Raw genomic sequence first — 13,849 nt, forward strand, 5'->3', positions numbered from 1 at the left:
AATTTGCTCTGCGATCGCCCATGAGGAAAATTTTGTCAAAACCGCTGTTTAGTCCCTTCATCCCTAAAAGACCTATGCAATCTCTATTTAAAGACTTACAGGGAACTAACCATCGCCAGCAGTCTAAATTTATCGTAGTGAAAAAAGCGCTGAGCCTAGCCGGAACTCTCTTAGTTTCTGGGAGTCTGATTCCTTCGCAGCTGTTGTTCCCCATACAGACAGCCTATGCCCAAGACGCATCTGCTTGTCCAGTAGTCGGCAAAGACGGGACAGGTACGATTAGTGGTATTGTCAACACCTATTATGCAGGAGCTTCAGAAACTGTTGTTGCTGCTGGTGTAACTTCCATCCCTGTAGGGGCTATTAATCCCAATGGCAACCAAACGCCGATCCAAAAAGGCGACCTGTTGATCGTCATTCAAATGCAGGATGCTGACATCAACTCTACCAACACGGATGCTTATGGAGATGGAGTGGGTGGAGATGTGTCTAGCGATACCAGTATCGCACCACCAGCTTTAGGGGCAAGTGGCTACACCAGCTTGAACAACACTGGGCTGTACGAATATGTGATTGCAGATGGGCCGATAAGCGGTGGGTCAATACCCATTCAAGGGACTACCCAGTACTCATACCGAAACCAGACAGCTACGGCTACCCACGGACAGCGCACTTACCAAGTTGTTCGTGTACCTCAGTATTCGAGTGCTACGGTAACAGGCACGCTAACTACGGCTGCTCAATGGAACGGTGCCTCTGGCGGTATTGTGGCTGTCGATGTGGCCCAGCAGCTCACATTCGCCCCTGGTAGTGTGGTTGATGTGAACGGGTTAGGGTTTCGGGGAGGCGGTTCTAACCCTAATGGTGATGCTGATAACGACAACGGAGGTTCTCAATCTCCCTCTCCCTTCCGCACAACCAGTCAGGGTTTGAATCAGGGGATTGATGCCCCTAAGGGCGAAGGAATTGCGGGTACACCCCGAATCGTTTCAATACAGCCTTTTGGGGCGTTTAATGTACGTTCATCCACAGTCACTACTGATCTGGGTGCGGCTAACTACCCCAATGGCGATGAAGGCAGGGGAGCACCCGGCAATGCTGGCGGCGGCGGCAACGAACACAACTCTGGTGGAGGTGGAGGCGCTAATGGCGGTAATGGCGGTAGAGGCGGCAGATCCTATAATGGTCACGCTCAAGCTGGTAGAACACCGCCTCAGTATGATGTCTATGTAGGCGGCTTTGGTGGTAAAGCCTTGTCAGCTGACCCTTTGCGCCTGATGTTAGGCGGCGGCGGCGGCGCAGGTGATACTAACGACCAGGCTAAACCTTCTGGTGCTGGGGGTGGGGGTGGCGGCATGGTGATCATCCGCGCTGGCAGCATTAGTGGCAATGGTGTGGTCAATGCTAGAGGCGCAGACGGTATTGATAGTCCTGCAGGTTCTTTGCCAGATGCTGGCGGTGGGGGCGGAGCTGGCGGTACTGTCTTAGTGGCAACTGCCTCTGGCAATGTCGGTGGTTTAACAGTTAATGCGGCGGGTGGCGTTGGTGGCGACTTAAATGAGAATAATACTGTCGAGCTGGATGGCCCAGGCGGTGGCGGCGGCGGTGGTGTCGTTTATGCGACAGGCGGTATTACTGCTAATTTAGGTGGCGGTTCGTCAGGAATCGTTACCAACAATACCGGATCTCGTAACAACACTTCTAATGGTGCGACTGCTGGAACTGCAGGGGTTGTTCAACAAGTTAGTTTGACAGACTTGACTACAAGTATTGCTGGAAGTGTTAATACTTGCTTTGACTACGGTGATGCTCCTGACAGTTATGGTACCGACAAATTGGCAGGTAACAGTGGTAACAGCGACCCGGTTGGCCCCAGTCATACAGTTGTCAGCGGTATCTATTTGGGAACTACCCCGCCCGACCGCGAGGCTGATGCTGCTAAGCCGCTAGACGGTAGTGGGGATGGCGCTGAAGATGATGGCATTACCCTACCAACCCTCACAGATGGAGACACGAGTTACACTCTTCCTGCAAACAGGATTGTGGCTACAGGAACGGGGACACTCCATGCCTGGGTGGACTTTAACAATAACAACACTTTTGAATCGGGTGAGTATAAAAGTGTTGCCATCAATGCAGGGACGCCAGCAGGCGATTTGACCTGGAGTGGTATCGTCGTCAATGGTAGCCCCGATAGCATCACCTATGCCCGTTTTCGCTTCACTTCCGACCCTAGCCTCAATGCTAATACACCCGGTGGGGCTGCTAGCGATGGTGAGGTGGAAGACTATCAGGTTGCGATCGCACCTTCACCTTCAACGGGTGGTTCAGTCTGTATATCGCCTTCGTCATCTACGTTCAATACTGCTAACTATTCTTACAACACGCCGCTCCAGAATTCGCAGCCGCTGTCATTTTTCAACGGCACTATGAATTTCAGTGCTTTTCTGAGTGGGAGTGGTACTTGGGCTAATGGCGTACAGGTACAGGCTGATGGCTTCATCGGTGACTACCTATACTTACAACCGCAAACTGTGCCTGACTATATTCCTACCAACAATGAGGCTACCTACGTTTTATCCTTTCCCACGCCGCTAACCAGCTTTTCAATGATAGGCAGTGGTTTGAATAGCAGCGACGGGACTACTATTTTTGCTAGCTATCAAGGCACTCCCATTCAAATTACGGCAGCAAACTTCAGCAACCTCAGTCCTGGTATGACGCTCAAAGATACCAATGGCGATGGCCAAAGTGACACAGTCGTCAGCAGTAGTACAACTGGGGGCACGGATGTCAATTCCAATACCTACACCCTGACGATTTCCGTCCCTGTCGATAACATCACCATTATTTCAGGTAAGGATGAGGTCGGTAACAATAGTACAGCTACGATTGGTCTGCATACTTTTCAATACTGCTATGAGGCAGCTCCTCCTGCTACTGACCCTGGCTTACGACTGGTGAAGCGGATTACAGCGATCAACGGCGATCGCAGCCAAAATCCCAACGACAGCACTCCCCTCAACACGGTTGTTGCTGATCCTAACAGTGCTGATGATGACGATCCGGGTTGGCCTAGCGGCTTCTTGTTAGGCCAAATCAATGCAGGTGTGGTCAAGCCAGATGATGAACTGGAGTACACCATCTATTTTCTGTCAAGCGGTACCACTGATATTAGAAAAGTGAATATCTGTGATTTGGTACCTACGTACACTACTTACGTGGCAGGCAGCGGTGAACTCACCTTTGGCACCAATGCGCCAGTCTCATGGGATGACAGCCGCAATACTGACGAAGGGGAATACTTTGCCCCTAACACAACTGTGGCGCACTCTGATGTGCCTGGGGTTGGGATTTGTCGGGCTGATCGTAACAGCGGCCAGGATTTTCCCAGCACTGAAAACAGTAATGGAGCGTTGTGGGTACAAGTGGATAAAATTAATACGCCTCTGTCGGCTGGAGTTTATGGTTATATCCGTTTTCGAGTCACAGTAGACTAAGTTTCAGCCATGAGCTATTTAAGCTTTGCGTGTTTTCCGCGTCATTACTCACGCCTGCTCTATGTAATATTTGCAGCCTTTTACAGGTTTAAAGTCCTTCATAATTCGGCAATTTTTACGAGTAATAAGCTATAAAAGCCGGGAAAATTAAGAATAAAGGCATTTTCTTAGCGCGATCGCCCACTAACAAGCTCTAGATTCTGCGATCGCCTGTAATTACAGTTTTTCAAAACCCAGTCAGTTAGCTAATGGCTCCTTAACCGTAAGCCGAACTTGTGCGCTGACAAATTCTTTTAGCCCTTAACACTGCCCTGCAATTAGTTACTAGATTTGTGGTGATATCCAATGAATTCAACTCAAGAGGCATCTTCCCGTAAAACACGGCTCAACCGCTACACCCGTTTGTTCCTACTGCTAAGTCTTTTCACAGGTGGTACCTTACTAGGAATGCTCCCTGCTCTAGCTGGAACATTAGCAGGGGTTGAAATTCGCAACACGGCTGTAGGTTCATTCGAAGACCCTAACAATCCGGGTAATCTTCAGCAGGTCACTTCTAACGAAGTTATTGTCACTGTGGCTGAAGTGGCCGGTATTACGGTAACGAGCACAGGTACGGTTGAAGCGGCTAGTGGTGTCACCGGAGCAGGGCCTAGCCAGGGAGATGGAACGTTTAACCCTGAAGATGTAGTGTACTTTACCTACACCCTCACCAACGTAGGTAATGATCCTACTCAGTTTTTCATTCCAGATGCACCAGCTTCTATCAGTGGCGGCACCCAGCAAGGAGCCATCGAAATTGTTGCTTATGACCCTGATGGTGCCAATGGAGCTACAGCCGCAACCGATCTGAGCGGTTCCCCTATCAGCGTTCCCTCAGGGGGTGTGAGTACGGGTGATGCGGCTGCTCTAGGGCTACCGAATGGTTCAATTCCTCCAGGTGGAACGGTGACGATTCGTGTGCCAGTAAAACTGAATTCAACCTTGAATGCTGGTGATACGGTCACTGTTGTTATTGGCGACACCACCCCAGTAGGTGATCAAAACCAACCTTACAGCGATGGAGGTGTTAATCGTGACGTTTATACACAAGACAACCAAAATGGTGACACGGTAGATATCCCCGCCACAGCCACCGTTGAGCAAGAAACAGCTAATGCTCCAATCAACGGAGAGCGGGAAGCAAGCGCTAGCCAAGATTTGACCGTAGGAGCTACAGCAGTTGCTGTCTCTGACTATGGTGATGCGCCTGACAGCTACGGCGATGCTAGCCACACTCTACCTAATACACCCACCGTTTATCTAGGTAGTACCTTACCGGATGGCGAAAGCGACACCCAGTTAGGGGGTGATGGTGGGGTTGGTGCCGATGGGGATGACACAGATGGCACTGACGATGATGACGGTGTTACCCGTAGTGGGAGTGACTTGCAAGGGCAGGTATTCACCGCTGGTTCTACTGTTACCTTAGACATTGCTACCACAGGTAGCGGCAATCTCAGTGCCTGGGTCGATTGGAATGCCAACGGTACCTTTGAAAGTGGTGAAGCGATCGCCCTCGATATCACTGACGGTGGGGCTAATGATGCTGATGGCACGGCTAACAATGTTATTGAGCTAAGCGTCAATGTCCCCAGTAATGCTAGCCTTGGCGAAACTTATGCTCGCTTCCGATATGGCACAGATACAGGACTTGGCCCTACCGGGGCTGCCAGCGCAGGTGAAGTCGAAGACTATCAAATCACTATAAATTCCTCTACCCCTATCATCAGCGGTCGCATCTTCGAAGATATCAACTATGGGGGCGGCGCAGGTCGTAACTATACTACGGCTAACGCCGCTTACAGCGCAGCAGACGTAGGTACTCAAGCCACAATCGAACTGCGTGATTCTGACGGAACGAATTGCGGTAGCAATGTTATCAGCAACCCCGTTACAGCCAATGCCACCACAGGTGCTTTTAGTTTTACAGGTCTGTATTCTGGTTCTCTACAACCTAACACTGCCTACTGTATTCGGGTTGTCAATGACACGGTTAAGTCTAATCGCCCCAGCAACAGTACAGGGCAACAAATTATTCCGGTGCAAACTTTCCGTACAGAGTCCCCTAGCGGTACGGGTAGTCTGACAGCCATTACCAACGAAGTCGGTGGACGTTTTCCTGCCGACCAAGATACTCCAGCCTACAACTTTGATGCTACACCTGGCGGACAGACAACACAGTCTTGGTCTATTGTTCGTATGCCTGCTACGGGGGGTGTCAGTGGGATCGACTTTGGCTTTAACTTTGACACGGTTGTCAACACAAGAACCAGTGGTCAAGGTAGCCTAGAGCAGTTCATTCGTAATAGCAACGAACTGGATAATACCAACCTGGTGCAAGCAGGGCAAACAGCCGGAAAAGAAGTCTCTATTTTCATGATTCCGACAGCCCAACTTACCAATGGAGTTGCGGTTATCCAGCCTACGGCTAACTTTAGCGCCATCACTGATGATGACACGACCATTGATGGCACTACCCAGACTAGCAACATCGGCGATAGTAACGCTGGCAGCTTTGGCTACATCGGCCCTGTTGGAACGGGGGCTGACAACATCGAAGGCACAGGCGATGAACCCACGCTATCGGGACTTAATAGACCTGAAGTTGAAATTAGAGGTCAAAACTCCAGAGCCATTGGTCTTGACTTACAAGGCAACAACGAAACCATAAGAGGCATCTCAATTTACGGCTATGGAGACAGTACAGGCCCCTTAGCTGGAGACATTGTTGTACGTGGTACAGGAGCTTTGATTGAAGACAACTTAATTGGTACGCCGGCAACGAGTCTAAGTGACCCAGGTGCAGGTACCCGTTCTAATGCAGCCCATGTCTATCTCAATGCCAACTCTGAATCTACGATTCAAAACAACATCATTGCCTACAGTGGTCGCCGAGGTATTTTTAGTACCGAATCTGCCAACGTTGTTACGACTATTACTGGTAACGAAATTCTGAGCAATAACCGCACTCTCAACTATGAAGGCGGAGGGATTGAGTTTACTAGCTTTGCTGGAAACTTTGGTGTACCCGCGGGTACTGTCACCAGTCCACAGGGCATCATCAGTGGCAACTTGATTACCGGGCATTCTGCTGGAATTGAGGGGGCTGACTGCGGTCTTGAGTTTAACGGCACTACCAATGCCTCAATGACGGTCATTGATAATACCTTTAGTGACAACTGGAATGGCATCTGTGGCTATACATTCAAAACGCCTAACCCTCACGATAATGCTGTGACAATTCAAAACAACGTTATCAAAGAGAATGATGGCCCTGGCATTGGTATTACTCGTCTGCGCGGATTTACCATCACTCGTAACTCTATCTATGACAATGGCGGACTAGGAATTGATCTAGATGCCGGAGCAAATGATGGCGCTTATGTGAGTGTTCAAGATGGCCCAGGAAACGATGCGATCGACTATCCGGTTATCACTTCTACTACGTTAAGTGCAGGTACGCTACAGGTTGAGGGCTTTGTGGGTAGCAATCCGGCTGGTAGCCCCACTTTTGCCAATACTTTGCTGGAATTCTTTATTGCCGATAACGATCCGGCTGATCAAGACGGTGAAGTCGTTGTGGGCGATGGATTGAATGTGCCTCACGGCGAAGGCCGCACCTACCTGGGGAGCTGCCTCGCTGATGGTAATGGCTTGTTTAGCTGTAGCTTTAGCAATGCGGGCACGCTGGGGCTGACAGATCCCAATAACATTACCGCGACAACTACTGATAGCAATAACTACACCTCCCAATTTGGCGCAATCATTACACCTCCGGTCGCTAGTAATCCAGCTTTAACTCTGGTGAAACGGCTGACGGCTATCAATGGTATACCCATCTCCAGCACCGTGGATGATGTCTATGACAACCCTGCCACAACTGCAGCAGACGAGTCACAATTTGATAACCATCCCTATTGGCCAGCCCCGCTTGATGGTTCTACCAATATCAGCACTTATTTAGCTGGAGATATTAGTCGTAGTGACATCCAGCCGGGTGATGAGTTGGAATATACAATTTACTTCCTCTCTAATGGTGATGCCCCTCTGACAAACCTGAATATTTGTGACATGGTGCCAACCTACACTACTTATGTACCAGGCTCTATGACATTGCAATTGGGTAGCGATCCGAGTGCAACATCATTGTCTGATACGGGCTTGGATACGGATGCGGGAGAATTCTTCACGAGCGGTAATTTGCCTAGCATTCCTTGCCCTAATCCTACTAACGATAACGGCGCAGTTGTATTCACTCTTGTGGAAGCCCCTGCTACTTTGCCGAATGCTACCAGTGCAGGCAACCCTAACAACTCTTATGGATATGTACGTTTTCGGGTGCAAGTAGATAGCACTCAACTTCCCTAGATAGCTGGTTGCGATCGCTTGTCTAGCGGCTGATGCTAACGTTGGTAAGTTCAAAGCAACCCAGGTACGCTATCTATAGGACTTGGAAGGTTGTTGAGGCTTGATTCCTCTCTGGTCACTTTTGACCGGAGAGGGATTATAGGGAGATTTTTCTGCCGAAGGCCACATTCCCACAGTTGCTGATGGCAGCAAGGCTGAAAGCTCTTTTAGCGGTGCCCTGTAAGCAAAAAAATCCACAAGGCTATTTGTCCCCAGTCTCTGCGGCTGGGGATTTTGCGTGAATCAGTTCTCTCCCCCTTCTATCAAACTGGGGGACAACCCTTTGATTTGTCGTCGGCTCAGAGCGTAAACTCGCTGGATTTTTTCCAGTCTGGAAAAAAAGGCTATAGCTGTAGCCGCCAGCGTTAAGAGACTCAAATGGCTGCAAGCCTCTGACAGCAAAGCTTTTCTTCTGCCCTTAGCTTTCTAACTTAGCTGTAATCCATCGGAGGCAGCAACCAGGAGAAAACTAAGGGCTAGCAGCTAAAGCCTTTAAAACCGTGTCATGAATGGTACCATTGCTCACTACTACACCACGGTTATCTTGCATGCGATCGCTTTGAGCAAAATTTAACGGCTTGCCGTTCATATCGCTAACGCGGCCTCCGGCTTCTTCTACCACTAAAACGCCTGCGGCGTGATCCCAAATTTTTTCGCGGTAATCAGGCGACTTGGGCGATGGCAAGCGCAGATATAACCCGGCTTCGCCCATTGCCACAGCCGCGTACTTGGCCTGACTGTCCATGCGGATCGAGTCTGCTGTGATGCCAACCGCTTTAGCCACCGCTGATTGCTGTGATTGATCACCGTGGCCCGACTCGACACTTTCTACAAACCTCAGCCGCTCTTTATCCTCAGGGCTAGCTACCTGCACGGACTTTACAGGCTGACCTGCCATCGTTAGCAGCTCGGTACCCTGGCCGCGAACCGCAACCAAAACTACGCCTTGCTGTCCGCTCATTTCTAGCGCAGGACAAGCCAGCACCCCCACCTTGATGTCTCCCGCTTCGATCAAAGCCAAGGCCACCGCATACTGATCGCCACGCAAAAAGCCCTTGGTGCCGTCAATTGGATCTAGTGTCCAATAACGGGAGGTCACTTGACCATTGCCGTGATCAATCCAATCTACTACCGTTTCAGGTGTTGCCGTTGGCTCGATGGCCTGCACATATTGCGTCACCTTGGCTAACTGATCGCTCATCTCGGCTTGGCGTAATGTGGCCGCGTCTTCTTCGCCCACCACTGGATCGCTAGGAAAAGCGGCTGCCAACGCCTGACAGATGAGTGCCTGCGCACCAAAATCAGCGATCGTCACTGGGCTGCGATCTTTCTTTTGGATAGCCTCTGGCGTGATCTCCTGCTGTCGGACTTGCTGACAGAGCTTAGCAGCCGCGATCGCGGCTTTAATCGCAACTTGTTTTTCGGTGTCGTAGACCATGCAGCTATATCAGTGGAGTAGTTTTCTGCTCTAGTCTACTGTCGGGCTGATAGATTAGCCGTAGATTTCTGCATCTTTTTTACTCAAACTTTAAGCTCTGGCCGCCCGTCTGTTGGAGACGAATCAGTCCCTCGCGGGTGCCCCAAAATTGGCAGCAAAAAGCAGCCACTTGGGCAGCTTGCTTTAAGGCTTGGCTAAAGGAGATTTGAGGCTGCAAAATCCAATGGCAAAAGGCTCCGTGAAAAATGTCCCCTGCTCCTAGCGTATCTACCACGCTAACCGATGGAACGGCAAGGCTACCTTGAGTTGAGTCTTGCCAAAATTCAATCGGGCGATCGCCGTGAGTTATGGCAACTTTTGCAAGACCTAACTCGCGCAGATAGGCCACAACATCCGTTGTGGTATGACAATCGGGGGGACGAAAGTTTTCTGAGCAGATGACGTAGGTAGCATAAGGCAAGACCCGCTCAAAGCCCGGTTTCCAACTGCCGCCGTCAATGACCACTGGAATTTGCTGACGTTGGGCTTGCTGCGCTATGGCCTGACTCACCGCCATCTGGTGCCCGTCAATCAGCACAATATCGGCTGAAGGTAGGGGGAGTAAATGACGCGCCTCTACCTGCAAACTTACGGCATTACGAGAAATCACTGCGCGATCGCCTGTCGCAGCCGTCACTAAGATAGAAGAAACGGGCGGCATCTGCGCAGACTGTGGCATCAGATCGAGTAACTGAATTTGCCATTGCTGGAGGTCTTGCTTCAGCAATGCTGCCAAGGCATGTAGACCTAGCCTGCTGACTAGACAGGCTGTATTGCCCAAAGCTTGAAAGGCGATCGCTGCATTGGTAGCTGGCCCTCCGGCAGCAATCAAACTAGCTTGAGCCACTAGCTTCTGATTTGCCTGCGGTACCTGAGGAACCTGATAGATTAAGTCGAGGGTTGTCAAGCCGACGAAAAGACCCTGTTTAGACTGTTCACTCATTTAACTAACCTTGTGAACGCTGATTTAATGCCAGGAGCGCTCTATATTGTCGGAACGCCCATCGGCAATTTAGAAGACATGACCTTTCGAGCAGTGCGCGTCCTCAGTGGGGTGGCGCTGATAGCCGCTGAAGATACCCGGCATACGGGTAAACTGCTGCACCACTACCAGATTAAAACGCCCCAGATCAGCTATCACGAACATAACCAGCCGCAGCGGATTCCTGAGATTTTGCAGCAACTCCAGCAGGGCAAGGCCGTTGCCTTAGTTTCTGATGCCGGGATGCCCGGAATTTCAGATCCCGGCTACGAATTGGTCAAAGCCTGTCGCCAGCAAAACTTACCCGTCATTCCCATTCCAGCAGCGACCGCAGCCATAACCGCAATCGCTGCTTCTGGCTTGCCCACCGATCGCTTTGTGTTTGAAGGTTTCTTGCCTGTGAAGGGTAAAGCTAGGCGCGATCGCCTGCAAGCCCTGCAAGCCGAAACGCGCACTCTGATTGTTTACGAAGCTCCCCACCGGATCGAAAAGACATTAGCTGATCTAGCCGAGATATTAGGGAGCGATCGCCTCATGGTCACGGCTCGTGAATTGACTAAGCGCTATGAGGAATTTTGGTCAGGAACGATCAATGAAGCGATCGCCCATTACGCCGCAACCCCCCCAAAGGGAGAATTTACCCTTGTGATAGCAGGTGCTTCAGCACCCAGCTATCCCATAGCTAGTGAGGCAGATATAAAAGCTGCCTTAAGTGAATTGATTGCTCAAGGTTTGTCGCGATCGCAAGCCAGTCGCCAAGTTGCCCAACAAAGTCATCTCTCTCGTCAAGAAGTTTATCAGCTAGCGCTAGCTTTGCCTGTCGCTGAGGTGGCTAAGCTAAACCCCGATCGCGGCCATAAGCCGTAAGTTATCGCTGAGATTAGCTTTCGTAAAGTAAATAGGGAAGGTTTTCACCTATAATATTTTCTTAAGCTTCATCCTTGCTAGCCAAATCTCAACTCGCAGATCGCTAGTAGACAGGGTCTTGTAAACTCAATCTTAAAAGACAACTTTTTTACTGAAAAGCATAACCATCATCATAGCTGGGGGGATTAGCGCATGAGTAACGCAACCGATACAGAAACTAACGGAAAACCTGAACCCAACCAAGACAAAGGTAAAGAGACTAAGGGTGGCTTGGTCAGAGCCGACATCAAGCACGAAGAAATGGTTGTTTTAGCCGATAATACTCGGCTACTCTCAACCAACACCCTGCCCAACAATCGCCCTATTACTGCTTCTAACCTCCACGTTGCTCATATGTTGTCAGCAGCGGGCAGACGGCCTGTCATGGAAGATACTTTTGAAATTGCTAGTATTGACACCTTACCGGGCCATCGTCCTGTAGGTGTCAGCAAGCTGGTGATTTCTGATATTGGCATGTTGCCTGGTAATCGTCCGATTGCTTCTAACGATATTGATGAAGATCCAGCTGCCTTGATGGGCTATCTTGATTAGCCTAGATTGAACTAAATTTCGTTACTAAAAAGGTGAGTAAGACAAAAGAGCTTACTCACCTTTTTGTTGCCTTGAATTTGAGCAACCCAGTGCTGGCGCACGTAGCTTAGGCAGCCGGATAAACGCTTACTTTTTTACCACTGCGGCCTTTACGCTCAAAAGTAACGACGCCGTCAATGAGCGCAAATAGGGTGTCATCGCCACCCCGACCAACATTATTACCAGGATGGTACTTGGTACCTCGCTGGCGAATCAAAATATTGCCTGCCCGCACGGCTTGACCACCAAAGCGCTTAACGCCTAGTCGCTGGGCATTTGAGTCGCGACCGTTTCGAGTACTTCCGGTTCCTTTCTTATGAGCCATATTATCCCCTTTTGCTTAGAACTCAATTTTAGCGGTTAACGCTAGCGCTACCCACTCAAGCGTTCGTTTTGAGTTTACTCTTCAGACTCATCACTATCTGCTGTAGCCTCTGCCGCTTCTGCTGAAAACGTTTGGCCATTAACGCTGATGGAATCAATCATCAGACGAGTCAACTCTTGACGATGCCCTTGCTTTTTGCGCGTCTTTTTCTTGGGACGCATTTTGTATACGATGACCTTGCGGCCTCTTAGATGGCTCATGACGGTAGCGGCAACGGTTGCGTTCTCAACCACAGGCTGGCCAATACTTACGCCGTCATCATAAGCAACAAAAAGAACGCGATCGATGGTAAGTTGCTCATCTGCCTCAATCGGCAAGCGATCGACGTCATAGAAGCGACCGGGTTCTACTCGCAGTTGTTTGCCACCCGTCTCAATAATTGCGTAAGCCATGCTGAAATATAATCTCCTTGCCGTACAGGTAGCTGTCCTAAAAGTAGCTCTCAATTGCAGCTTTTTGAGTGATACCTGATCCGAGTCAAAATTAAACAGACAATTAATTACTATGACGACTTTTGCTAGCTTTTGTCAAGGTTCGATGGGTCGTCTTCTGAAGCAAAACTTGTAGATGGCTAGGCTTATTTTGCTGAAATCTGGTAGGTTTTAATTTTTACTATTGGCGTCAGGGACAAATATGGAGTCTTTGAAAGGGCGAGACCTGTTGAGCATTGCTGATTTAAGCGCAACCGAGATCAAATCGCTACTCGGATTAGCGGCGAACTTAAAAAGCGGCAGTATCGAGCTAAGGTGCCCCCGCAAAGTACTGGGTTTGCTATTTCAAAAAGCATCTACGCGTACTCGTGTAAGCTTTTCAGCCGCTATGTATCAATTGGGAGGGCAGGTGATTGACCTGAATGCCAGCGTTACCCAAATCAGCCGTGGAGAACCCACTATTGATACTGCTAGAGTGCTGGATCGCTATCTAGATGTTTTGGCTATACGCACCTTCGAGCAGACAGAACTAGCCAAGTTTGCTCAGTATGCGGATATTCCCGTCATTAATGCTCTAACAGATCTCGAACATCCCTGTCAGATTTTGGCTGACTTACTGACAATTCAGGAAAACTTCGACGATTTGGCAGGGTTAACGTTGACTTACCTAGGAGATGGTAACAATGTTGCTCACTCCCTTATGCTTGGCTGTGCGCTAGTAGGTATGAATGTGATTGTGGCTACGCCGATAGGCTATCAGCCGGATGAAAGTGTTACTCAGCAAGCCAAAGCGATCGCTGGCGATCGCAGTCAAGTTTTGGTAACACAGGATGCTGAAGCGGCTGTAGCCAAGGCTCAAGTCCTTTATACCGATGTTTGGGCAAGTATGGGCCAAGAAGACTCCGCTGATGCCCGCATTCCCCTTTTCCAGGCTTATCAAATTAATAGCCATTTGATTAAGCAGGCTGACCCAAATGCGATCGTTTTGCATTGTCTACCTGCTCACCGGGGAGAAGAAATCACTGAAGAAGTCATCGAAGGCTCTCAATCTCGCATCTGGGATCAAGCTGAGAACCGCTTACATGCTCAAAAAGCCTTATTAGCTGCCTTGCTAGGTGGAGTTTGAAGTGC

At 49.7% G+C, this 13,849-nt stretch carries 9 protein-coding genes; 5 read left to right on the forward strand and 4 right to left on the reverse strand.

The annotated features are described in order from the left end of the window. Positions 1 to 74 precede the first annotated feature (74 nt). Entirely contained in the window at positions 75 to 3,500 is a 3,426-nt protein-coding gene (locus ACTS3T_RS15070; protein ID WP_377966163.1) for a beta strand repeat-containing protein, read from the forward strand. A gap of 345 nt (positions 3,501 to 3,845) precedes the next feature. Further along, a complete protein-coding gene (locus ACTS3T_RS15075; protein WP_377966161.1) occupies positions 3,846 to 7,907 on the forward strand; it encodes a beta strand repeat-containing protein in 4,062 nt (1,353 codons plus the stop codon). A 508-nt stretch (positions 7,908 to 8,415) separates the two neighbouring features. On the opposite strand, the gene ACTS3T_RS15080 is transcribed toward ACTS3T_RS15075, so the two are convergent. Together ACTS3T_RS15080 and ACTS3T_RS15085 are read right to left on the reverse strand one after the other, a co-directional pair. Beyond that, a complete protein-coding gene (locus ACTS3T_RS15080; protein WP_377966159.1) occupies positions 8,416 to 9,384 on the reverse strand; it encodes a 3'(2'),5'-bisphosphate nucleotidase in 969 nt (322 codons plus the stop codon). A 79-nt stretch (positions 9,385 to 9,463) separates the two neighbouring features. Next, on the reverse strand, positions 9,464 to 10,366 hold the full coding sequence (locus ACTS3T_RS15085) for a PfkB family carbohydrate kinase (RefSeq protein WP_377966157.1): 903 nt from the start codon (positions 10,364 to 10,366) through the stop codon (positions 9,464 to 9,466). A gap of 12 nt (positions 10,367 to 10,378) precedes the next feature. Between ACTS3T_RS15085 and rsmI the strand changes: the two genes are divergently transcribed. Together rsmI and ACTS3T_RS15095 are read left to right on the forward strand one after the other, a co-directional pair. After that, a complete protein-coding gene (gene rsmI, locus ACTS3T_RS15090; RefSeq protein ID WP_377966155.1) occupies positions 10,379 to 11,272 on the forward strand; it encodes a 16S rRNA (cytidine(1402)-2'-O)-methyltransferase in 894 nt (297 codons plus the stop codon). Between the two features lie 192 nt (positions 11,273 to 11,464). Next, the gene (locus tag ACTS3T_RS15095; RefSeq protein ID WP_377966153.1) at positions 11,465 to 11,863 is read left to right on the forward strand and encodes a hypothetical protein; all 399 of its coding nucleotides are present in this window, start codon (positions 11,465 to 11,467) and stop codon (positions 11,861 to 11,863) included. Between the two features lie 106 nt (positions 11,864 to 11,969). Here the strand turns inward: ACTS3T_RS15095 and rpmA are convergent, their stop codons facing one another. Further along, positions 11,970 to 12,227 carry a 50S ribosomal protein L27 gene (rpmA, locus tag ACTS3T_RS15100; protein ID WP_377966151.1) on the reverse strand — a complete coding sequence of 86 codons (258 nt, stop codon included), beginning with the start codon at positions 12,225 to 12,227 and terminating at the stop codon, positions 11,970 to 11,972. Between the two features lie 74 nt (positions 12,228 to 12,301). Then, the gene (gene rplU / locus ACTS3T_RS15105) at positions 12,302 to 12,679 is read right to left on the reverse strand and encodes a 50S ribosomal protein L21 (protein WP_377966149.1); all 378 of its coding nucleotides are present in this window, start codon (positions 12,677 to 12,679) and stop codon (positions 12,302 to 12,304) included. Positions 12,680 to 12,920: 241 nt separating this feature from the next. On the opposite strand from rplU, the gene argF reads away from it, so the two are divergent. Next, on the forward strand, positions 12,921 to 13,844 hold the full coding sequence (gene argF / locus ACTS3T_RS15110; RefSeq protein ID WP_377966147.1) for an ornithine carbamoyltransferase: 924 nt from the start codon (positions 12,921 to 12,923) through the stop codon (positions 13,842 to 13,844). Positions 13,845 to 13,849: the final 5 nt, after the last annotated feature.

The sequence above is a fragment of the Almyronema sp. genome (assembly GCF_052168255.1).
Lineage (GTDB): Bacteria > Cyanobacteriota > Cyanobacteriia > Phormidesmidales > Phormidesmidaceae > Sphaerothrix > Sphaerothrix epifaneia.